Source organism: Mesorhizobium sp. M1307 (assembly GCF_040318155.1).
In the GTDB taxonomy this organism is placed as follows: Bacteria; Pseudomonadota; Alphaproteobacteria; order Rhizobiales; family Rhizobiaceae; genus Mesorhizobium.
In genome coordinates, this window is sequence record NZ_JAMYLR010000020.1 from 13,287 (window position 1) to 35,186 (window position 21,900).

Consider the following 21,900-nt stretch of genomic DNA (forward strand, 5'->3'; position numbering starts at 1 on the left):
ATTGGCGGATGTAGCTGGTCGGCAGCGAACGTTTGCAGTTGCGACACTCCCAGGCGTTAATCCCAACGTTCTCAGATCGTCTGCTTTTTGCCATCCTTGGTGGGCATCAGGTCGACACCGTTGACCTTGCCGATATGCGTGGCCAGCATCGGCACATATTGATCGGCGGGGCCGACCGCGAAGGCGCAGGCGAAGGCGTTCTTGGTGGCGTTGCCAAGCGGGTTGGCGATGCCGGCAGCACCCGCCATCGATTCGAGATAGGTGAGGTCCTTGAGGGCGTTGGCGATGGTGAATTTGTGCGCGTCGCGGTCGCCTTCCAGCGTCCAGCGCATGAAGGTCTGGTAGAAGCCGCAGTCCATGCGGCCGTTGCGGATGACGCTGTCGAAGCGCGGCGGCGAGATGCCGACCTTCTGCGCCAGCGCCAGCGCCTCGGAATAGATCGCGGCGTAGCCGAGCGAAATGAAGTTGTTGAGCAGCTTCATGCGGTGGCCGTCGCCGGTGTCGCCGATATGGACGATGCGTCCGGACCAGGTGTCGAGCACTGGCTTCAGCCGGGCAAAGATCGCATCGGGCGCGCCGACCATGGCGTCGAGCGTGCCTTCCCAGGCCTCCTTCGGCGTGCGGCTGAGCGGGGCATCGACATAGTCGACGCCGAGCGCCTTGAGTTCGGCGGCCAGCGCCACCGTCGAGACAGGATCCGAGGTCGAACAGTCAACGACAACCGATCCCGGCTTCAGGCCCTCCTTGAGGCCGCCTGGACCCCGAATGATGGCTTCGACTTCGCGGGAACCGGTGACGCAGATGAAGACAACCGTCGATGCCGCCGCCACGTCGCGCGAGGTCGCCGCTTCCTTGGCGCCCCGGCCGAGCAGGTCTTCCGCGGGCTTGCGGTTCTTGCGGCCGAGAAACGTCAGCGGATAACCTTTGTCGACGATGTTCTTCGCGATCCCGTGCCCCATCAGGCCAAGCCCGATGAAGCCAATCTTTTCACTCGCGGCAGTCGTGTTCATGTCGTTTCGTCCTATTTGCAGTGATGGATGACGGCGCTGCACCTTGCCGGCGAATTGTTGAGGCGGTTTTTGCCGCATGCCATGGCAGGCGATTGCAGAGTTCGATATTGTCTGACAATACACATGAATTCCAGGGAATGTGGAGAGCAAAATGACAAAGCGGATCATGTTCACCGGCGGCAGCGGCAAGGCTGGGCGCCATGTCGTGCAGTATCTGGTCGAGCAGGGCTGCCAGGTGCTCAACATCGACACCAAGCCGCTCGACAATCCCAAGGTGCGCACGCTGATCACCGACATCACCGACAGCGGGCAGGTGTTCAATGCGCTGTCGAGCTATATCGGCCTGCACGAATTCGACCCGTCGCTGCGTTCGCAACCGATCGATGCCGTTGTGCATTTCGCGGCGATCCCGCGCATCATGATCACGCCCGACAATGAGGTGTTCCGCATCAACGCGCTCGGCACCTACAACGTCATCGAGGCCGCGGTGAAGCTCGGCATCCGCAAGGTGGTGATCGCCTCCAGCGAAACGACCTACGGGCTGGTCTTCGCCAACGAACCGCGCGATCCGACGCATTTCCCGCTCGATGAGGCGTACGACGTCGATCCGATGGACAGCTACGCGCTATCCAAGGTGGTCAACGAGAAGACGGCGCGCGCCTTTGCACAACACGATGGCAGCGACATCTATGCCTTGCGCATCGGCAACGTCATCGAGCCGCATGAATATTCGCTGTTTCCGAAATGGTTCGCCGATCCGGGTTTCCGCAAGCGCATCGCCTGGAGCTATATCGACGCGCGCGACCTCGGCCAGATCACGCTGCGCGCCATCGAGAAGGACGGGCTCGGTTACCAGGTGTTCAACGCCGCCAATGACGACACCTCGTCCGACCTGCCGACAGCCGAACTTTTGAAGCGGTTTTACCCCGATGTGCCGGTCAAGGGCGAACTTGGCGAATACGAGACGCTGCTCTCCAACCGCAAGGCACGCGACATGCTCGGCTTCCGGCCGGAGCACAGCTGGCGGAAATACGTCAAGACGAGCTGACGGGCGCAGTAATTCAGTTTTGAAATTCCGCTGCCAGATTAAATTTTGGTAAGGCTCTCACCGGCCCATGGACAATGGATCAGCTAACCCCAATTAACGCTTCATAAATATTGATGCTTGAGCGGGCTAGCATTCCCCTCTCCCCTGTGGCACGGTGAAATCATGGATAGAAATAGGCCGAAACGACCCCGCGATCCCAATGAGTTGGCGAAGCTTATCATGGAATTGGCAACCGGAGACAAGGGCGAACCCCTGCAGACTCCAGATGGGAAAGACCTGATAGCGTCACTGATGGGCCGCAAGGGCGGGCTGAAAGGCGGCGTCGCTAGAGCTGCGAAACTGTCTCCAGAGAGGCGCAAGCTCATAGCTGTCAGGGCAGCACAAGCGCGATGGAAGAAAAAATGACGGAAGACGAGGCCAGCGTAAGGCTGCTTGAGTTGGCAGCGGCATCGGCCGAAATTTACGATGCCGATATCATCCTCTATTCCGGAGACATTTCGGACGTTGGCTTCGGGAAGATCGTTGAGACGATCCTCACAACGCGCAATCGAGAAAACATCGTCCTGGTCATGACTACCAATGGCGGTTCCGCCAATTCGGCTTACCAGATCGCGAGGTTCATCCAGAAAGTATACAAGAAGTTCTACCTGTATGCGCCAAGCTATTGCAAGAGCGCAGGTACCATAGTGGCGCTTGGCGCGCATGAGTTGATTATGGATCCATTTTCTGAGCTTGGCCCGCTTGATGTTCAGCTGTTGAAGCAAAACGAGCTTGGCGCAAGAAAATCGGGGCTTTTAACAAAATCCGCATTTGAAGGTCTCGCAGACGCTTCTTTGACCGTATTCGAGAGGCTGATGCTGCCTATTATGCAGAAGAGCGGCGGGCTAGTTAACTTTCAGCTGGCTGCCGAACTAAGCTCGACTATGACTGCCGCAATGATGTCGACAATATTTGCAAAGCTTGATCCAGATACCGTTGGCAGCGACAAACGAGACTTGGAAGTAGCTTTCGACTATGGTATAAGACTTATTGAAAAATCCGGAAATGCTAGTCATGCTACGGTGATGCACTTGGTTCAGCATTACCCCGCTCACGATTTCATCATCGACGATGAAGAGGCCAGCGACCTTTTTGAAAATGTTTCGTTCCCGGACCCGAACCTTATGGGTCTGGCGAGCTTGTTGGGTAGCAGGGCATACGATGAATCTGAGGATGTGCAGGTCATCTCACTAAGTGCGATGGCGACCGATCAAAGGAGCGACGACAATGAACGATCAACCCAAGAAGAAGCTGCATCGAACGGCGACGGAGTGCATACCGCCAGAAGTCGGCGCACTGATCGGAAGGGCAATTCAAAATCGAAAGGCGACAAGGACGAGGATATTCTCACCGATAATCCCGTCAACGCCGCGCCGGAAACCGATCTCGCAGGAGGCAATGGTGAAGGCACACCAATTAAGGATGCCTAGAATTTCAAAATAACTTTTGTCGGTGCGAAGGTCAGTCGATCCGCTCCATCGCCAGGGTGACGGGCGTCAGCAAGAACACTGTCGCCAAGCTGCTATCGGATGCTGGCGCGGTGTGTGCCGAGTACCAGGATCAAGCGCTTCGCAATCTGACCAGCAAGCGCATTCAGGTGGACGAAATCTGGTCGCTCACCTACGCCAAACAGAAGAACGTTGCTAACGCCAAGGCCGCTCCGGAAGGTACTGGCGACACGTGGACTTTGGACGGCCATCAATGCCGACACCAAGCTGGCCGTGTCTTGGCTCGTCGGCGGGCGGGATAGCGAATACGCAACGGGCGAAGCGCCTCGCCAACCGCGTCCAGCTGACTAGCGACGGCCACAAGGCTTACCTGGAGGCTGTTGAAGGCGCATTCAAACTTTGATGCATGTCGTTATCGCAAAACCGCTGCACATTTTTGCGCGACATGCATTAGGTTCAGGCGTTCGCCGTCGGGTTCATCCATACGATTTCCCAGACGTAGCCATCCGGGTCTTCGATGTGGCGGTTATACATGAAGCCAAGATCCTGTGCCGGGTTGGGATCGGCGCGACCGCCCGCCGCGACCGCGCTGGTCAGTGTTGCATCGACGGCGTCGCGGTTATCGACAGTGAGGGCGATCATTGCCTGGCTGTCGCGCTGTGCGTCGCCGATTGGGCGTGTGGTGAATTCGCGGTAGTGGTCATGGGTCAGCAGCATCACCCCGATCGTGTCCGAGAACATGAGCGAGGTGGATTTCTCGCCCGAAAACTGCGGGTTCACAGTGCCGCCTAGCGCCACGTAGAACGCCGTCGAGGCCGACAGGTCACGGACAGGCAGGTTCACGAAAATCATTTTGGGCATCGATTTCTCCTTCTCCAGGGCTGCGCGCTGCGCTATTGTCTTGCCACAATGTAAGTAGATGCGATGTATCTTGATTGCAAGATACATTTTTGCCGAGGGAATATTTGCCATGGATCGCGCCGAGGCCGCAGCTAAGGAATGGGCCCGCGAGCGCCCCGATCTTCCGTTGCTACCTGTTGAAACGGTAGGCCGTCTGCTTGATGCCGCCGCGCGGGTTATCCGCGATCACATGAACCCGTTGCTCAAAGAAGCTGGCCTGAATGTAGGTGAGTTCGATGTGCTCACGCCGCTCAGGCGCGCCGGTGAACCCTATACGCTCTCACCTACTCAGCTCTACGAATCGGCAATGATCTCCTCGGGCGGCATGACGAGCCGCCTGGATCGGCTGGAGCGCGCTGGGCTGGTTGAACGACGCCCCGATCCCAACGACCGGCGCGGCAAGCAAATTGCGCTGACGACTGGCGGAAAGCGCGCGATAGATGATTTGATCGGTCCAATGGTGGCGCTGGAAGAGCAATTAATCTCCGTGCTGACGCCGTCGGAGCAGGAAACTCTTAACGCTCTACTTAAGAAATTGCTCACCGGCCTTTGAATTAGAAACTGTTTTGTCGTTCACGGAAACGCCGAACCGATCTATATTTTTTGTTTTGAGCCAATTCCGGGCGGAAAATCGTTTCACACTTTTCCTGGAATTGCTTCAGGTCGTTGTCCACGTCGGCACTCACCTCTGCCTCTGAATCAACGAGTCCTGACCCTACTTGTCCTTCCAGAATTCGGCCTGGAGTTGCGCCGCTTCATCGGCAAGCAGCGGGCCGACGACTTCAGTCGGACGCTGCCCGGCTTCGAAGACGATCCTGCAGGGCAGGTCGAGTGTGGGGTTCTCGACATGTGCGCCCGTCAACCCCTTGAGGTCATGTTCGCTCTGCCCAAAGACGACCCGTCCGATGCCCGCCCAATAGATTGTCCCGGAGCACATCGCGCAAGGTTCGGCCGACGTGTAGAGCGTGCAGGAAGCCAGCTTTTCGAGACTGACATTCATCCCCGCCCACGAGGCTAGCAGCCTTTCGGCATGAGCGGTGCGGTCGCCCCCGCCGGCTTTGTAAGCGTTGGGCTGCTCGCGCAACACATTGCCGTCTTTGTCAGCGAGCAGCGAACCAAAGGGATGCTCGCCAGCATCGCGGGCCTTGCGCGCGACTTCGAATGCCTGACGGAGCAGGCGCTCATCATACGGGCGCTGTGGCATCGGCAGATCCTCCGCCGCTTGACCATAGTGCCGAACAATCCACCGAGACAAGTCAAGAACCTAAGCGCGTCGCGTTCGACCGGCCTCATGCGACGCGCTTTAGGTTCTCGTTTTAATGCATGTCGCGCAAAACCGCTGCACAGTTTTGCGCGACATGCATCAGGCTCAGGCCTCGTTGCGCTTGGGGCGTTGAGCCAGCCAGATGCTGCCGATGACGAAAACGACGCCGGCGATTTGAGGCAAGGTCAGCGTCTGATCCAGGAATACCCATCCGAGCAGCACGGCGGTCACCGGGCTGAGGAAAAGCAGCGATGACACCACTGCGGATTCCAGTCGCGCAATGCCCCGGAACCAGAGGACATAGGTCAGCGCCGCACCGATCAGGCCGAGCCACACCAGCCCAAGCAGGTTGGCCGCGGTCGGGAACGGGATGGGTGGTTCGAAAAGCAGGACCACCGGAACGAGAAGGAGACCACCGGCAGTCAGTTGCCATGCCGTAAAGGCGAGCAGCGATGCTGGCGGCTGCCACTTGCGGCTCAACACGCTTCCGAAGGCCATTGAGGCCGCCCCGGCTAGGCCGGCGGCAACGCCGGCCGCATCGAGCGTCGCGTTCGGGGTCAGCACCAGCAACGCGACACCGGCGATCCCGACAAGGGCGGCGACGATCGCCAACCGGCGGACAGGGCTGGCAAGCAGGGCAGCAGCGAGGAAAATCACAATCAATGGCTGGACCGACAGCACGGTCGCCGCGACCCCGCCCGGAAGCCGGTAGGCGGCGACAAACAACATGCTCAGGAAGATCGAGATGTTGAGGGCTCCGAGGACGAAACTGCGCAGCCACCAGATGCCCATCGGCAGTTGCCGAACGATCGCCAGCAGCAGCAATCCGGCGGGCAGGGCTCGCAGCATTGCGACCGTCATCGGCGAGAAGTTCGGCAGGAACTGCGTGGTGACGATATAGGTGCTGCCCCATATCGCCGGTGCGATGGCTGTAAGCAGCAGATCGGAACGGTGCGTCTTCATAAGATTTCCAGAACTTCGGCAAGAGGGCGGCGCGGCTTTTGCGGCCAGTTTCCGGGCGCGGCGCGGCCGACCGCGATGAGCATCACCGGCATTTCATTGCGCGCAAGGCCAAACTCGCGGGCCACGCCTTCGGCATCGAAGCCTGCCATCGGACCGGAGACGAGCCCCAGCGCTTCGGCCGCGAAAATCAGCGTTGCGGCGCCAAGCGTTGCCGAGCGCACGGCTTCGTCGCGGGCCGCTAGAGGATCGGCATATTGGGCGCGGGCGCCCTCCCGCCACCCCGAAGCCATATCCGCCGGCATGAAGCCGGCTTCGACGAACGGACGGAGCCTGGCATCGAGGGCAGCGTGGTCGGGCAGTACGCCGCAGATGATGAAGGTGACGGCTGCCTCCTGCACCTTGGCCTGGCCATGGGCGAGGCTGCGCAATCGTGCCTTTGCCTCCGGCGTCCGCACCGCGATGAACCGCCAATTCTGAAGGTTGTAGGCGCTTGGCGCGCGCGTTGCGAGACGTGCCAGCTCCTCGATCTCGGCGTCCGTCAATTCGTGCGAGGCATCGAACCGATTGGCCGACATGCGCCGCTCGATAAGGGAAATTGCGGGGTTGGTCATCATGTCATTCCGAAACTGAGAAAGTCGTTCGGGAAGCAGATAGAGAATTTACCAAGGAGCGATAATATGCAACAATTGCAAGACATTATTTACTGGAAGAGAATGGTGCGATGGATCGCCTGACGGCGTTGCAGGTTTTCCGCCAGGTGGCGGAACTGAACAGCTTTGCCGAAGCTGGACGGCGGCTCGGTCTCTCTCCCCCCGCCATCAGCAAGAACATCGCCGAGTTGGAGGCGCATCTGGCCGTGCGGCTCATCAACCGGACGACGCGGCGCATGGCCCTGACCGAAGAAGGCAGGATTTATCTGGAGCATGTCACGCATGGGCTCGATGCGCTGGCCAGGGCCGACCAGGTCCTCGGTCCGATCAAGACGGCGCCGAGCGGCACGTTGCGGGTCAGCGCGCCGATGACTGTCACGTTGACACGGCTTTCGGCTGCCATTCCCGAGTTTCTATCGCGCTATCCCGATTTGAAACTCGATCTGCACCTTGATGACAGGCGCGTCGATATCGTGCGGGAGGGATTTGACCTTGCCGTTCGCGGCAGCGACAATCTTGAGGATTCCAGCCTGGTCGCGAGAACGCTTGCGGTCATGCCGCATGTGCTTTGCGCAGCTCCGGTTTATTTTGAGCAGCATGGTCGGCCTAAAACGCCTTCCGACTTGAAGATGGCTAATTGCATCCGGTTCAGCCTTTCGGGGCATGCGGACATATGGGAGTTCCGCAAGGACGGCCGCACCGAGCGGATCGCCGTCGACGGACGATATTCGGTCTCCTCAAGCCTTGCTGTGCGCGATGCGTTGCGCGCCGGCTTCGGCGTCAGTCTGATCCCCTATCCCTATGTCGAGAGCGACCTGAAAGCAGGCCGGCTGCAATCGGCTCTGGATGACTGGAACAAGGTCGAAACCACACTGTATGCGGTCTATCCGGCACGGCAACATCTTGCCCCGAAAATCCGCGTCTTCCTTGATTTCCTGATCGAGGAATTCAGTCGGAACAAAGAGAAGTCGTTCATACCTCTCCGGCCTGAACGCTCGGCAAAGCGCGGTGTCCGCAAGGGGACGGATGCGGAAATTCAAACTGAGACACTGCCGTCGATTTCATCTCCTTGACACGCCTCCAAATCCGGACTTTGTGGAGCTATGCGGGACGCGAAGCCGAATAAGGGAAAGACAGCGGCCGAGGCGTCTGCCGAGCGCACGAGCGGTATTCGCCGGGCCGATGCGGCGCGCATGCCGGGGTCGAGCGTGCACGCGTCGCTGGCCAACGAAATCGGGCTGAGAATCGTGCGCGGCGACTATCCGCCGGGAACCATCCTGCCCAACGAGGCCAAATGGTCCGAGACCTTCGACGTCAGCCGCTCGGCGGTCCGCGAAGCCATAAAAATGCTGATGGCGAAGAGCCTGCTGGCGTCACGCCCGAAGATCGGCAGCTGGGTCGAGCCGAAGGAACGCTGGAACCTGCTCGATCGCGACGTGCTGGCCTGGTATGCGACCTCGCCGGACCGCGAGGTGTTCCTCAGGACCGTGCAGGAATTCCGCCACATCATCGAGCCGGAGGCTAGCGCCTTTGCCGCGATGCGGCGCACCGACGAGCAGATGGCCGAGATCAGCCAGGCCTGCCGCGAGATGGGCGAGGCGACGAACCTGCAGGAGCGGACCCGTGCCGACACGCGTTTTCACCTCGCCATCCTGCGGGCCTCGGGCAACGATCTGCTGGTGCCGCTCGGTGTGCTGATCGAATCGGCATTCGATCATCTGTTCGCTTATACCACCCGTGAACTCGACGATTTGCAGCATGCGCAGAGGCTGCATGAGGCAATCGAGAAGAGCATCCGGCTGCAGCGGCCGGACGCGGCGCGCAATGCGGTGCGCAAGCTGCTGGCCAATACCGACAGCGTCATCAAGTCCAGGTAACGGCCGTTCGGCATCAGGGTTTTAGCGCTCAATCGAAGGGTGCGGTCGCGAGATGCCGCCGGGTCAGCCCGATCAGCAGCGCCTGGTCGCGGGCGGCGTGTTCGGGTGGGTTGACGACGGCATCGCCACTGACGATCGCTGCCCAGAAGCCACGCATCTCTTCGACGAAGGCTTCGGCGTAACCGGCACGCAAATCTTTCTTCGACAGCGTGTGACCGTCCGAGGTCGTCACCGTCAGCCGGGTCGGATGATGGTTGAGCCAGGGCGAGGGGAATTCGAGCTCGAGGCTGGCATCGTCGAAGAACAGCGTGATCCGCTCCTTGTAGTCGGCGAGCTTGGGCACGGTGAGATGCGTCATGGTCCACAGCGCCTGCCCGTCCAGCAACTTGACGGCGCCCTGGCCGCCGTCGCCATTGGCAAAGATCTGCGCGCCGACGACCTCGCCGTCCGGCACGCCGAGCGCATCGAGCAGGCCATGGACGGCATTGACATCGTGAATCAAGGCCGAGCTGTAAGCGCCGGTAAATCCACGGAAAGCGAGATCGGTCAGATGCACGCCGACGGCCTCTTCGACCTGGCGCTTCTGCTTGGCGGCGACAGTGGCGACCATGTCTTTTGGGATATCGGTACCGCGCCTGTAGGGCTGATGGGCGATGAACGGCCAGGCGTCGGGATCGTTTACCTCCACCGAGACCGCGCGCAGCGTGCCCGATGTTCCAGACAGCGAAGCGAGCGCCAGCCGGTAGCTCGGGTCGAAGCGCTTCATATAGCCGACCTGAACGATTTTCCTGGCGGCATCGCGCGCGGCGATGATCTCGGCGATTTCCGCCAGCGAATAGCAGAGCGGCTTTTCGCAAAAGACATGCAGGCCGCGCGCCAGCGCCGCCAGCACCTGTTCGTGATGCAGCGGGTCCGGCGAGCCGATCACCACCGCGTCGAGGTGTTGGTCGAGGAGCTGGTCGATCGTTTCGAAATTGGCAATGCCATGGGTGTCGGTGACGAACTGCCGCGAAATCCTCGAGGGATCGGCGACCCCGACCAGCTCGAACAATTCACCGAGGCGCAGCAGATTGGGGATATGCTCGACCTGCGAGATCATGCCGGCGCCGACGACCCCGACGCGTAACCTGCTCATTGGATTATTCCCCGCAATGTCCGATTGTCAGCTCAAGGCGCCGCAGGCGGCCGGTTGCCGATCTGGGCGAGCAGGCCGGCAATCTCCGCCTCGACCGCCTTCAGGTCCTCGCCGCCCGACATGATCGAGATGACCTCGTCGCGCGAAATCTCGGACTTGGCGTAGGTGCCGCGATTGCGGCCGCGGTTGAGCAGCGTGAAGGTGTCGCCGACCGGATAGGCGTGGTGGATGTTGTGGCTGATGAAGATCACGGCCAAACCCCGCATGCGCGCTTCGATGATGAACTTCAGCACCATCGCCGCCTGGTGGACGCCGAGTGCGGACGTCGGCTCGTCGAGGATCAGCACGCGCGCGCCAAAATGCACGGCGCGGGCGATCGCCACCGACTGGCGCTCGCCGCCCGACAGCGTGCCGACGGCTTGCGTCGGATCGCGCACGTCGATACCGATATCGGCCATCGCCTGCCTGGCGATGGTGTTGGCGCGCTCCTTGTCGATGCGCGAGAAGGGCAGGCTGCTTTTGGTCGGCTCGCGGCCGAGGAAGAAGTTACGGGTGATCGACATCAGCGAGATCATGCCGAGGTCCTGGAAAACCGTTGCCACGCCGAGTTCCTGCGCGTCGCGCGGGCTACGGAAGGTGACCGGCTTGCCGTCGACCAGGATTTCGCCCTTGCTCGGCCGATAGACGCCGGACAAAACCTTGATCAGCGTCGACTTGCCGGCGCCGTTGTCGCCGAGCAGGCAGTGGACCTCGCCCGGATAGACCTTGATGTCGATGTCCTGGAGCGCGCGCACCGAGCCAAAATTGACGCTGACGCCGCGCAGTTCCATTGCCGGTTCGGTCATTTGGGCCGGTTCGGTCATTTGGGCCGGTTCGGTCATTTGCCACCTCCGCGGCCGAGCGCCTTCAGCCTGATGTAGTTGTTGACCAGCACGGCCATCAGGATGACGATGCCGAGGAAGACCTTGAACCAGTCGGTGTCGATGCCGGTGTAGAAGATGCCCATCTGCACCAGCCCGAAGATCAGCGCGCCAAACAGCACGCCATAGACGGTGCCGTAGCCGCCGGTGAGGAGCACGCCGCCGATGACGGCGGCGATGATCGCCTCGAATTCCTTGAGCAGGCCGCGCGTGGTGTCGGCGGAGCCCGCCTCCATCACCTGGATGGTGGCAAGCAGCGTCGCCGCGCAGGCGGTGTAGACGAACAGGCTGATCTTGACGCGATCGACCGGCACGCCGACGTTGCGGGCTGCGATCAGGTCGCCGCCGGTGGCGAAGATCCAGTTGCCGTATTTCGTCTGGGTAAGCACGTAGCCGGCCAGCGCCGTCAGGCCGAGCCACCAGACGATCGACATCGGAATGCCGGCGACGAAGGGAATGCCGTCGCTGCGGGTGGCGATCCAGCCTTGCGCGCCCATCCAGTGGAGCAGGCCGGTGAGCAGATGGCCGTTGAAAATGCCGGCCGTTGCCGGGTCCGGTGCGCCTTCGAGTATGTAGGGGATCTGCGTGCGGCCGGTGACGGCGCGGGTGATGCCGATCGACAGTCCGCGCAGGATATAGAGCGTGGCGAGCGTGACGATGAAGGAGGGCAGGCGCGTCTTCACCACGATCAGGCCGTTGAGATAGCCGGTGAGGATGGCAACGGCGAAGGCACAGGCGATGCCGCCCCATAGCGGCAGGCCCCAGTACTTCACCGTCAGCCCGATGACGACACCGGCAAAGCCGACCATGGAGCCGACCGAAAGATCGAACTCGCCGGCGATGATGAGGAGTGCTGCCGCGGTGGCGACGATGCCGAGCTCCGCCGACAGCGTCAGGAATGTCATCGATCCCTGCAGCGAATAGAGGTTTGCCGCGCCCGGCAGCAGCGCAAAGATGATGATCGTCGCAAGCAGCCCACCGGCGGCACCGGCTTCCGGCCGGCGCAGCCACTGGGTCAGCTTGCCGGTGCTGGCCAGCCGCTCGTCGGCGCCGGCGGCCCGCTTCGACGTCATGCCGAAGCGGTCGGTCGCCTTCAGTTCGCCCGGAGATATAGCCTTGTCTTCCACGACCGCCATTAGGCTCTCCAATCGCTCAATTCGCAATCTTCGAACGGATCGGGAGTGCGCTTGGCGCATTCTCCCGTTCCGTCGGAGCGCTTGCCTAGCGGATGCCCTCTTTGGCGAGCGCCAGGATCGCCTTGGCTTTTTCCGGCGAGTCGATGAACAGCGGTCCGGTATAGGCGTTGTTCTGCGGCCAGAAGCCGTGCGTCGCCTGCTCGACCAGATAGATCACCGGCAGATAGCCCATCAGATATTGCTGGGCGTCCATGCCGAAGCCCATTTCGCCGGCCACGACCGAATCGAGGACCTCCGGGCTGATGTCGAATGTGTAGAGCTTGAGCTTGCCGAACAGTTCCTTGTCGCGAAACATCGGGATCAGCGGGTTGGCGGCGGTGGCGCCAAGCGCAAAGACGGCCTGCGTGTCGGGATGCGCCGACAGATAGGCCTCGGTGCGGCGCTGGATGTCGGCCGGATCCGGCGCCACGGCCAGAACCTCGGTGCCGCCGCCGGAGGGCTTCAGCCCGTCATTGAGGCCCTGGCAGCGCTGGTCGAGGCTGACATTGCCGACCTCGTGGTTGATACAGACGACCTTGAGCGTGCCTTCCTTGGCCAGCCGCTCGCCGGCCTTCTTGCCGGAATCATATTCGGAAACGGTGCCGACATAGAGCGTCGTGCCGAGCTCGGCGCCTTCCTTTTCGCCGGAATCCAGAACCACCATGGGAATATTAGCGGCAAGCCCGGATTTGACCGATTTGCCGAGCGCATTGGCGTCGGCGATGGAGACGGCGATACCGTCCGGCTTGGTGGCGATAGCGGCGTCGAGAAGCCGGGCCTGCTCGACCACGTCGAAGACCTGCGGCGCGTAATATTCGACCTTGGCACCGGTAAGGGCGGCCGCGTCATCGACGCCGCGCTTGACCACCGACCAATAGGGATCGGATGCCGACCCATGCACTACGAAGGTGATGCGGACGTCCTTCGGATCCTTGAGGCCCGCGGCATGCGCGATACCCGTCATCAGGCCCGCCGAAACGAAGGCGCCCAATGCCACTTTCAGAAGCGTTTTCATCTTATTCTCCCATTTGTCGTTGCAGTTCCAATCCCTCTGGCGCCGTTTTCCGGCCGCGACGATCGGCTCACGTTGCGGATCGGGTGGCCGCTTTGCGGGCCTTTGCCGACGCCGATCGCTGTTCGTCCGCGGTGTTGCCGCGGGCTGTTGTTGATGATCGCCCCGCCGAGAGCGCTGCGCGAAGCTCCTCGCGCAACGGCTTCATGCCGATGACGTCGATCGGCTGTGCGGCGAGCCAGTCGCGAACCGTCGATGAGCGCTTTGTAAGCCGGCTCGATCGGCCTGGAGCGCGGCCGGCCCCAGGTCGTCTGGATGGCGGCGTCGAAAATGGCAAAGCCGCCGGCACGGGCCAGCGCCACGCCGCGCTGGAACGCCTCCTCGGTGACGCCGACCAGATTGTCGTTGGGGGAATAGGCGGACAGCGTCTTGGTCAGCAGCACCGGCAGCTGATATTCGAGCCCGAGCTTGATGTAGATGTTGCAGAATTCCGGCGACAATGCCGCTCCCATATGCGCGTCGAGGTGGGTGACGTCGATGCCGGCGCGATAGGCGGTGTCGATCTGGGCGCGAAGCTCGGCCTCGACCGCCTGCGGCACCGCCTTGCGGCGCGTGGTCGCCACATCCGGCCAGAAGAAGCCGAACTCGTCGGTCAGGCCGGCCGCCCGCGACGGCGCGGTCAACGGCCGCCATTTGTAGTGCTGCTTCTCGCTGTTCAGCGTCAGGTGGACGCCAAGGTCGAGGGCAGGGTTGGCGGCGGCGCTTTCGGCCATTTCGAGGAACCACGGGCACGGCACCATCACCGCGCCGGAACTGCAGACACCCAGCCCGCTCAATTCGAGGAAGGCGCTGTTGGCGCCGTGGCACATGCCGACATCGTCCTCGTGGAGCACGATCCGTTTGCTGGAGCCGGCGGCGTTCACGAACGGCCGCCTTTCCGCCGGCACGCCGGTTTCGAGGGTCTTCCAAAGTGTGTCCCGTATTTCATGGAACCAACCGTTTGCCCAACTGGCCGGAATGGAACGCCGAAAGCTGGGTTTCCGACAGGGCCACTTTGGCGAATTCGGATGGGTACGATTTGCCTGCCGGCTGAGACACTTAGCTACCGATTTCCCCAATCACGGTTCAAAACCAGTCATAGGAACCGTCTTCCGGGCGCAGATGGCTTGGTCGAATAGCGGCGGAGTGGTTCTTTCAAACCGTGCCGACAAGCCTACAGCTGTCCACACCATCAAGCGACCACATTATCAAGTGACCCACATTATCAAGTGACTGGAGGCCTGTCATGTACACCGCCGGCGAAGAGGAAATCGAAGCCATTGCCAGGGTGATCCGCTCGGGCGCGCTGTTTCGTTACGGCAAGGACAGCGAATGCGACCGCTTCGAGGCCCGCTATGCGCAGCATCTTGGCGTCGAGCATTTCGCGCTGGCCGCCAGCGGCACCTATGGGCTCGCCGCCGGCCTGATCGGCCTCGGCATCGGCCCGGGGGACGAAGTGCTGGTGCCGGCGCACACCTATATGGCGACAGCGACCGCGGTGCTGTCGGTCGGGGCCATTCCCGTCATCGTCGACATCGACGAGAGCCTGACCATCGATCCCATCGCCCTGCGCGATGCCATCGGGCCGCGCACCAGGGCGGTCATCCCGGTGCATATGTGGGGCGCGGCCTGCAACATGAATGCGATCATGGACATTGCTGCCAAGCGCGGCTTGCTGGTGCTGGAGGATGTCTGCCAAGGCATCGGCGGCGGCTATGAGGGCCGCAAGCTCGGCTCGATCGGCCATGCCGGCGCCTATTCCTTCAACTACTTCAAGAACATGACCTCGGGCGAGGGCGGCGGTATCGCCACCAGCGACCCGAAAGTGGCGGAGCGGGCGCGCTGCGCCATCGACCCTTGCCATTTCTACTGGCAGGGCAGAAGCGACAGCATCAAACCCTTCGCCGGCATCGGCGCGCGTGCTTCCGAACTGATGGGGGCGATGCTCAACGTCCAACTCGACCGGCTGGACGGCATCATCGAGGCGATGCGGGTCGAGAAGAAGACGGTGCTGGCCGGTACCCGCCACCTTAGCAATCTTGGGCTGACGCCGTCGCCGATGAACAGCGCGGACGACGATTGTGCCGCACAGGTGATGTACCTGCTGCCGAGCGAGCAGGCGGCGCAGACTTTTTCGAAGACCATTCCGAGCGTCGTTGCCGGCAAGACCGGCCGTCACAATTTCACCCAGTGGGACCAGGTGCTGATGCATGAAGGGGCGCATCACCCGGCGCTCAATCCTTACGCACTGCCCGAGAACCAGGGCCTGCGGCTGGATTATCCCGACGACCTCGGCAAGCGCTCGCTCGACATCCTCAACCGCACCGTGATGGTCGCCATGAACCCGGCGCACAGCGATACCGACATTCAGGACATGATCCACAACATCGACGCGGCGGCGCGGGTGGCGCTGGAGAATGCTTCGCTCGATGATATCGAATTGCGCAAGGCGGCACCGGTTGATCTGCAGAAGTTCGACAGTGTGAACTAGACCAGATCCGGCGCGGTTTGCTCCCCTGCGGTCGAGTTCCTTGTCCGGTGGCCGGCCGAGGATTCCGGCCGGCATAACCGGCCGCCAAAAAATCCGCGGGCCCGTGTCGGATAGGCCGGGCTCCGCTCGTCCTAGGGGGCATCGATCACCAACACGGAGGATTAACGATATGCCCGGCACCGTACGGCTGCACCGCGTTCTGACAACCAGCTCGGAGAAAGTCTACCGCGCGTTCCTTGAAGCGGATGCACTTGCGAAATGGCTTCCGCCGAACGGCTTCACCTGCACGGTTCATCACTTCGAGGCGAAAGTCGGCGGTGCGTTCAAAATGTCCTTCCGCAACTTCACCACCGGCGACAGCCACTCGTTCGGCGGCGAATATGTCGAGCTCGTGCCCAATGAGCGACTGCGTTACACCGACCGGTTCGACGACCCCAACCTGGCCGGCGAGATCGAGGTGACCGTGACATTGAAGAAAGTGTCGGTCGGCACCGAAGTGAATATCACGCAGGCAGGTATCCCAGACGCCATCCCGGTTGAGGCCTGCTATCTCGGCTGGCAGGAGTCGCTGCGAAATCTGGCGAAGCTCGTTGAACCCGAGATCAACCAGTAAGGTAAAGCGCTGCGCTGGCGGGTTGGCGTCGCTAACCGGAAACCCAGGGATGACGCCGGTCTTCCCACCCAACATGCGCCGGGGCCGGAAAGGCGGGATCGGCGAAGCAGCCGACCGCGACGGCGATCCATTCAGGCTTTCGCTCGGGCTCCCAGAAGACGCTCGAGCCGCAGCCCGGGCAGAAATGGAAAGTGACATGGTGGCCGCTCCGAGCTGATCGCCTGTAGGTACTGGCGTCGCCTTCGGCTTCTACCTTGTCGCGCGCAAAGAAGGCGGCGACGCCGTATGTGCTGCCGGTCCGTTTCTGGCAGTCGAGGCAGTGGCACTGTGCGACCAGCTGCGGCTCTCCGTTACAGGAGATCCTCAGTTGCCCGCAGGCACAGGATGCGGTTCTCATGGCAATCCTCATGGTTCAGATGAATGCGTTGCCCGCCAATACCGGCGGTGGGCATGCTTCTGGTTTTCGGGGAGGTTCGGCCTTGGGAAGCGCGCTTTGCGCGAACGCCGAAAACAAGCACCGACGCCCCATATTCCTAATCACTGCGGGCGACCGACTCAACCCCGCGGTGAACGAGATGGAGAGCCTGGCTCTAGCTTCTATCCAATCTTAGGAACGCGGCGCGCAACGCCAGAACGGCGCGCAGGATCTGACGTTCGTCCATCGCCGCATAGCCGAGCAGCAGGCCGTGCTCGGGCTCAGTGGAATGATAGTTGATGGAGATGCCCTGAACGTCGAGCCCCTCCTTGAGGGCGGCGGCGACCACGTCGCTGTCCTTATAGGGCCTGACGAAGCTCGCCAGCAGCTGCATGCCGGAATCGTTTTCCGTGACGATCAGCCATTCGGCCAGATGCTCCTGGCACAGCTTGACGAAGTTCGCCTGCCGGCGCGCGTAGAGCCGGCGCATGCGCTTGAGGTGCGTGGCGAAATAGCCCTGCATGATGAAGTCGTTGACCGTTGCCTGCAGGATCAGCGGCGCGAACTGGCCGGTGATGCTCACCGCCCGGTCGAACGGAACCGACAATTCGCGCGGCACGATCAGATAACCGATGCGCAGCGCCGGAATCAGCGTCTTGCCGAAGCTGCCGATATAGACGACGCGGTCGGCATGGTCGAGCCCGCGCAGCGCCGGCACCGGCCGGCCGCGGAACCGGTATTCGCCGTCATAGTCATCCTCGACGATCCAGGCGCCGTTGCGTTCGGCGATGTCGAGCAGTTGCAGCCGCTCCTCGATGCGCATGATGGTGCCGAACGGCCATTGGCAGGATGGCGTCACATAGATTAGCCGCGGCGGCGGCAGCTCCGGATCGGCAAGATGCCAGCCACGCCGGTCGACCTTCAACGGTGCCAGCTTGGCGCCGCTGGCGAGAAAGGCGCTTTTGGCGCCGAGATAGCCGGGCTCTTCCATCCAGACATGGTCGCCTTCGTCCATCAGCACGCGCGAGACCAGATCGAGCGCTGCCTGCGCACCGGTGACGATGATCACCTGGTCGGCGGTGCAACTGATGCCGCGCGACAGGCCGATGGTCGAGGCAATGGCCTGGCGCAGGCCGGGGTGACCGGCAAAGGAGAGATAACCAAGCAGACTATCGTCGCGGCTGCGTGCATTGCGCACCAGAAGGCTTGACCAGATGGTGAACGGAAACGATGCCGTTTCAGGCACGCCGGGATGGAAATTGATGACGCCGGCATTACGCGGCGGTTGCGGGCCGTTGACGATGGTCTGACCGCGCCGCGACAGCTTTTGCGGCGCTGCCAGTCCGGCGCGCAGGGATGCCAAGGGGCGGTTCTGCTGGATCGGCGCCACCCAGGTGCCCGATCCGGCACGCGCCTCGATAAAACCTTCGGCAAGGAGCTGGTCATAGGCGGCGATGACCGTGTTGCGCCCGACCTTCAGATCTTCGGCCAGCGAGCGCGTCGACGGCAGCAGCGTGTTCTGCGGGATCTGGCCGTCAAGAATGAAGCGTCGCAAGGCGCCGTAGATCTGCCGATGCATCGGTTCTTCCGAAGCGCGGTCGACCGACATGATGTCGAGGGAAAGGCGCATGTGGTCGGGCAAGGCACTATCCCCCGACGAACCGGGCGGCGCGGGCGATCTTTTCCTCGTTGAGCCGGCAGACGGTGTCGAGCACCAGCCGCCTGGTTTCGGGACGGATCTCGCGGCTGTTCTTCAGCGCGCGATGCACGGTGGCGGCGCCAAGTTCCGCCTTCTCGGCAATCTCGCGGATGGTGCAAAGCCGTTCCATGCCAAGCGCAGCTTCGAAAGCCATATCGCTCCTCCTCGGTTGCATCAAGGCACGGCTTCCGGCCGGCCTCAAGCTTGAAAGTCAGGGTTTGCAATCCAGAGCCGGGATTCTGCGATCCGCGCCGCGCAGGGAGCAAGGCGGCGCGGATCGCCGGGCGCTTTCGCGTCGCTAACCCCATCGAGGCGCGCGCCCATTGTGTTCCCCGGCTCGCAAGTGCAGGCCGGTCAGTTTGCCTGCCGCGTCGCCACTTCGAAGCCGGCCTCGCGGGCGGTGGCGAGCAGCGAGAAATAGCCCTTGCTGGCATAGGTCAGCGGATGCGCCTTGGCCGGATCCTGCTCGGCTTCGACAACGAGCCAGCCTTCATAGCCGCGCGCGGCGAGGGGTTTCAGCAATGACAGGAAATCGACCGAGCCGTCGCCGGGCACGGTAAAAATGCCGTCCATTACCGCCGCCATGAAGCTCATGTCCTCGCGGCGTGCCCGTTCCAGCACCGCCCTGCGAACGTCCTTGCAATGGAAATGCACGATACGGTCGAGATGCCGTTGCAGCAGCGATTGCGGGTCGCCGCCCGAAAACAGGCAGTGGCCGGTATCGAACAAAAGGCCGACGCTTCGGCCCGTCGCCGCCATCAGCCTGTCGACTTCATCGTCCGTCTCGACGATGGTGCCCATGTGGTGGTGGAAGGCCATGCCGACCCCGAATGCAGCCATGCGGTCGGCGACGGCGGTCAGTTTCTCGCCATAGGACGGCCAGTCCCTGTCGGCGAGGCGCGGACGCTCGGAGATCGGTGCGAAAATGCCGTCATGGCGACCGCGCGAGGTGTCGGCGTAGACGACGATCCTGGCGCCGAGGTCGCGCAGCAATGTCAGATGCGGGGTAATCGCCGCGAATTCCTCGTCGACCGTGCGGTCGAGAATGCGGCCATCGTACCAGCCGGAGACGAGTTCCAGGCCATAGGAAGACAGGAGCGGCCCAAGCACTTCAGCCTGGCGCGGAAATTTGCCGCCGAGTTCGGTGCCGCGGTAGCCGGCCAGCGCTGTTTCCGACAGGCAGGTCTCCAAGGACGTATCCCCGCCAAGCGCCGGAACGTCGTCATTGCTCCAGGTGATGGGATTGATGCCGATCTTGACCGTCATGACGCCAGGCTTTTGCGGGCTTGGGAATACAAGCCGAGCCTGCAGACTGGCGACAAAGAGGCCCTGTCACTAGGTCCAGTTCAGCCGAATTTGGCAGAACCAATTAATGGTGACCGATTCTAGTCTTCCTTTGGGCGGCCAAAAAGGACGCGCAGTTCATCTTTGGCGTCCTCCAGCACTTTCTTCTGCGCCGCCGGCAGGTTCTTGCCGGCGCGGTTGATGTAGAAATTCAGCATCGACATGGCGGATTGAAACGGCCCTGCCTTGCGTCGGTCGCTGTGCTCGGCCGATCGCTTCAAAGAGGCGGCGATCTTCTTGGGATCGTGGGATTCGAAGATGTGTTCCTCGAGGTCCAGCGCGTCGCTGTGCTCGGTGACGTCGGCGGACCATTTCCGTTGCGCGGTCATGGCAAACTCCTTCCACTAGGTCGTTGCCGGGAAAACGCCTTATGGCGCACCCCTGTTCCACTTCGGCCCGAATCCCTGGAGCCACGGATTTGCCTGTCGTGGCGCTGCTCGGCGATGCGAATGCGCCGATAGTGGTCAGAACCGCCGATTCAAGAACTGCGGACAGGAAACGCTCTTGACCCCAATCGTCTCAAGCCAGGCAGGAAGTTCCGGCATCGACAGTGCCTATGCCTGGATACGGCTGGGCATCTCGATGCTGCTGGCAACGATCGGCGGGGTCGGCATGTGGGCGGTGGTCGTGGTGCTGCCTGCCGTGCAGGTAGAATTCGGCGTCGATCGCGCCGCTGCCTCGATGCCCTACACCGCGACCATGGTCGGCTTTGCCGCCGGTAATGTGCTGTTCGGCCGCGCCATCGACCGCATGGGGTATTGGATCCCGGCGCTGATTGCCGCGATTACACTTGGCGCCGGCTTCCTGCTGGCGTCGCTGACCAGTTCGATCCTGCAGTTCACCCTCGTCCAGGGCCTGTTGGTCGGCGTTGGCTCGTCGGCGATCTTCGGGCCGTTGATCGCCGACATCTCGCACTGGTTCAACCGGCGCCGCGGCGTCGCGGTGACGGCTGCGGCATCCGGCAACTATCTCGCCGGAGCGATCTGGCCGACGGCGATGCCCTATGTCATGCAGACCGAGGGCTGGCGCTTCACCTATGCCGCGATCGGCGTTGTCTGCCTGGTCACCATGGTGCCCTTGATCCTGCTGCTCCGGCGCGGCGCACCGCCCCGGGCGGCTCCGGGATCGCCGGGCAGCCGCGTGGTTCAGCCGATCTCCCTGTCGCCGGCGGCCTTGCAGGCGCTGCTCATCGTGGCCGGGCTCGGCTGCTGCGTGGCGATGTCGATGCCGCAAGTCCATATCGTCGCCTATTGCATTGATCTCGGCTACGGCGTGGCGCATGGCGCCGATATGCTGTCGATCATGCTGGCGGCGGGCGTCGTCAGCCGGCTTGGCTCGGGTTTCCTTGCCGATCGCATCGGCGGTGTGAAAACCCTGCTGATCGGCTCGGTGCTGCAATGCCTGTCGCTGTTGTTCTATATCCCGTTCGACGGGCTTGCCTCGCTTTATGTCGTCTCGCTGGTTTTCGGCCTGTCGCAAGGCGGCATCGTGCCCTGTTATGCGATCATCGTGCGCGAATATATGCCAGCCAAGGAGGCTGGCCAGCGCGTCGGCATCGTCATGATGGCGACCATCTTCGGCATGGCGATCGGCGGCTGGATGTCGGGCTGGATCTACGATCTGACCGGCTCCTATGCCGCCGCGTTCCTCAACGGCATTGCCTGGAACCTGCTGAATATTTTGGCCATGGTGCTGCTGCTGTGGAAGGCCCGGCGCAGCGCTGCTGTGGCGGCCTGAAGCACAGCGGTACGGATACAGTCTCTCCGGCCGTCGCTTGACAACAGCCGAAGGCTGCGCGACGCCAGCAAGGTGTGGCAACGGGCCAGTTTGGCATGGCAGCAGTTTCAAAAACGCTGAA

General features: G+C 62.1%; 23 protein-coding genes and 1 pseudogene. 9 read left to right on the forward strand and 15 right to left on the reverse strand.

Going from position 1 to position 21,900, the window contains the following annotated elements:
• Positions 1-71: 71 nt before the first annotated feature.
• Positions 72-1,010, reverse strand: a complete 939-nt coding sequence (locus tag NKH16_RS20970; protein WP_352901609.1) for an NAD(P)-dependent oxidoreductase — start codon at positions 1,008-1,010, stop codon at positions 72-74.
• Positions 1,011-1,161: 151 nt separating this feature from the next.
• On the opposite strand from NKH16_RS20970, the gene NKH16_RS20975 reads away from it, so the two are divergent.
• The 3 genes and pseudogenes from NKH16_RS20975 to NKH16_RS20985 form a co-directional block, all read left to right on the forward strand.
• On the forward strand, positions 1,162-2,058 hold the full coding sequence (locus NKH16_RS20975) for an NAD-dependent epimerase/dehydratase family protein (RefSeq protein WP_352901610.1): 897 nt from the start codon (positions 1,162-1,164) through the stop codon (positions 2,056-2,058).
• Between the two features lie 401 nt (positions 2,059-2,459).
• The gene (locus NKH16_RS20980) at positions 2,460-3,527 is read left to right on the forward strand and encodes an SDH family Clp fold serine proteinase (RefSeq protein WP_352901613.1); all 1,068 of its coding nucleotides are present in this window, start codon (positions 2,460-2,462) and stop codon (positions 3,525-3,527) included.
• 23 nt (positions 3,528-3,550) lie between these two features.
• Positions 3,551-3,939, forward strand: a pseudogene (locus NKH16_RS20985) (IS1 family transposase); the annotation flags it as partial.
• Positions 3,940-4,001: 62 nt separating this feature from the next.
• Here NKH16_RS20985 and NKH16_RS20990 read toward each other — a convergent pair.
• Positions 4,002-4,406 (reverse strand): VOC family protein, encoded by a 405-nt coding sequence (locus NKH16_RS20990; RefSeq protein ID WP_352571748.1) that lies wholly within the window; start codon positions 4,404-4,406, stop codon positions 4,002-4,004.
• 109 nt (positions 4,407-4,515) lie between these two features.
• Between NKH16_RS20990 and NKH16_RS20995 the strand changes: the two genes are divergently transcribed.
• Positions 4,516-4,998 (forward strand): MarR family winged helix-turn-helix transcriptional regulator, encoded by a 483-nt coding sequence (locus NKH16_RS20995; protein WP_352571749.1) that lies wholly within the window; start codon positions 4,516-4,518, stop codon positions 4,996-4,998.
• 162 nt (positions 4,999-5,160) lie between these two features.
• Here NKH16_RS20995 and NKH16_RS21000 read toward each other — a convergent pair whose 3' ends face one another.
• The 3 genes from NKH16_RS21000 to NKH16_RS21010 form a co-directional block, all read right to left on the reverse strand.
• Positions 5,161-5,649 (reverse strand): nucleoside deaminase, encoded by a 489-nt coding sequence (locus tag NKH16_RS21000; protein ID WP_352901616.1) that lies wholly within the window; start codon positions 5,647-5,649, stop codon positions 5,161-5,163.
• A 165-nt stretch (positions 5,650-5,814) separates the two neighbouring features.
• Positions 5,815-6,672 (reverse strand): EamA family transporter, encoded by an 858-nt coding sequence (locus tag NKH16_RS21005; protein ID WP_352901619.1) that lies wholly within the window; start codon positions 6,670-6,672, stop codon positions 5,815-5,817.
• Positions 6,669-7,283: a nitroreductase family protein gene (locus NKH16_RS21010; RefSeq protein ID WP_352708110.1), complete on the reverse strand. Its 615-nt coding sequence runs from the start codon at positions 7,281-7,283 to the stop codon at positions 6,669-6,671. The genes NKH16_RS21005 and NKH16_RS21010 overlap by 4 nt, the downstream gene beginning before the upstream one ends.
• Before the next feature lie 110 nt (positions 7,284-7,393).
• On the opposite strand from NKH16_RS21010, the gene NKH16_RS21015 reads away from it, so the two are divergent.
• Positions 7,394-8,395, forward strand: coding sequence for a LysR family transcriptional regulator (locus tag NKH16_RS21015; RefSeq protein WP_352901622.1), 1,002 nt, complete (start codon positions 7,394-7,396; stop codon positions 8,393-8,395).
• Between the two features lie 30 nt (positions 8,396-8,425).
• Positions 8,426-9,199, forward strand: a complete 774-nt coding sequence (locus NKH16_RS21020; protein WP_352901625.1) for a FadR/GntR family transcriptional regulator — start codon at positions 8,426-8,428, stop codon at positions 9,197-9,199.
• Positions 9,200-9,227: 28 nt separating this feature from the next.
• Here the strand turns inward: NKH16_RS21020 and NKH16_RS21025 are convergent, their stop codons facing one another.
• From NKH16_RS21025 to NKH16_RS21045, 5 genes are all read right to left on the reverse strand, one after another.
• Positions 9,228-10,334 carry a Gfo/Idh/MocA family protein gene (locus NKH16_RS21025; protein WP_352901628.1) on the reverse strand — a complete coding sequence of 369 codons (1,107 nt, stop codon included), beginning with the start codon at positions 10,332-10,334 and terminating at the stop codon, positions 9,228-9,230.
• A gap of 32 nt (positions 10,335-10,366) precedes the next feature.
• Positions 10,367-11,179, reverse strand: a complete 813-nt coding sequence (locus NKH16_RS21030) for an ATP-binding cassette domain-containing protein (protein WP_023675815.1) — start codon at positions 11,177-11,179, stop codon at positions 10,367-10,369.
• A gap of 32 nt (positions 11,180-11,211) precedes the next feature.
• Positions 11,212-12,327, reverse strand: coding sequence for an ABC transporter permease (locus tag NKH16_RS21035; protein ID WP_352901667.1), 1,116 nt, complete (start codon positions 12,325-12,327; stop codon positions 11,212-11,214).
• Positions 12,328-12,475: 148 nt separating this feature from the next.
• Complete coding sequence (locus NKH16_RS21040; protein ID WP_023675817.1) at positions 12,476-13,444, reverse strand: rhizopine catabolism ABC transporter substrate-binding protein; 969 nt, start codon at positions 13,442-13,444, stop codon at positions 12,476-12,478.
• The gene (locus NKH16_RS21045; protein WP_352901631.1) at positions 13,441-14,364 is read right to left on the reverse strand and encodes a polysaccharide deacetylase family protein; all 924 of its coding nucleotides are present in this window, start codon (positions 14,362-14,364) and stop codon (positions 13,441-13,443) included. The genes NKH16_RS21040 and NKH16_RS21045 overlap by 4 nt, the downstream gene beginning before the upstream one ends.
• Positions 14,365-14,726: 362 nt before the next feature.
• Here NKH16_RS21045 and NKH16_RS21050 point away from each other — a divergent pair, with 362 nt between their 5' ends.
• A complete protein-coding gene (locus tag NKH16_RS21050) occupies positions 14,727-15,971 on the forward strand; it encodes a DegT/DnrJ/EryC1/StrS family aminotransferase (protein ID WP_352748979.1) in 1,245 nt (414 codons plus the stop codon).
• A gap of 169 nt (positions 15,972-16,140) precedes the next feature.
• On the forward strand, positions 16,141-16,584 hold the full coding sequence (locus NKH16_RS21055; protein WP_352465254.1) for an SRPBCC family protein: 444 nt from the start codon (positions 16,141-16,143) through the stop codon (positions 16,582-16,584).
• A gap of 31 nt (positions 16,585-16,615) precedes the next feature.
• Here NKH16_RS21055 and NKH16_RS21060 read toward each other — a convergent pair whose 3' ends face one another.
• From NKH16_RS21060 to NKH16_RS21080, 5 genes are all read right to left on the reverse strand, one after another.
• Entirely contained in the window at positions 16,616-16,981 is a 366-nt protein-coding gene (locus NKH16_RS21060) for a GFA family protein (protein WP_352465253.1), read from the reverse strand.
• A gap of 193 nt (positions 16,982-17,174) precedes the next feature.
• Positions 17,175-18,641: a rhizopine catabolism transcriptional regulator MocR gene (gene mocR / locus NKH16_RS21065; RefSeq protein ID WP_352740684.1), complete on the reverse strand. Its 1,467-nt coding sequence runs from the start codon at positions 18,639-18,641 to the stop codon at positions 17,175-17,177.
• A gap of 4 nt (positions 18,642-18,645) precedes the next feature.
• Positions 18,646-18,852, reverse strand: coding sequence for a LacI family DNA-binding transcriptional regulator (locus tag NKH16_RS21070; protein ID WP_352453276.1), 207 nt, complete (start codon positions 18,850-18,852; stop codon positions 18,646-18,648).
• A 200-nt stretch (positions 18,853-19,052) separates the two neighbouring features.
• Positions 19,053-19,964 carry a myo-inosose-2 dehydratase gene (gene iolE / locus NKH16_RS21075; RefSeq protein WP_352453277.1) on the reverse strand — a complete coding sequence of 304 codons (912 nt, stop codon included), beginning with the start codon at positions 19,962-19,964 and terminating at the stop codon, positions 19,053-19,055.
• 119 nt (positions 19,965-20,083) lie between these two features.
• Positions 20,084-20,371: a DUF3175 domain-containing protein gene (locus tag NKH16_RS21080; RefSeq protein ID WP_352453278.1), complete on the reverse strand. Its 288-nt coding sequence runs from the start codon at positions 20,369-20,371 to the stop codon at positions 20,084-20,086.
• A 175-nt stretch (positions 20,372-20,546) separates the two neighbouring features.
• Here NKH16_RS21080 and NKH16_RS21085 point away from each other — a divergent pair, with 175 nt between their 5' ends.
• On the forward strand, positions 20,547-21,779 hold the full coding sequence (locus NKH16_RS21085) for an MFS transporter (protein ID WP_352453279.1): 1,233 nt from the start codon (positions 20,547-20,549) through the stop codon (positions 21,777-21,779).
• The last annotated feature ends 121 nt before the right edge of the window (positions 21,780-21,900 follow it).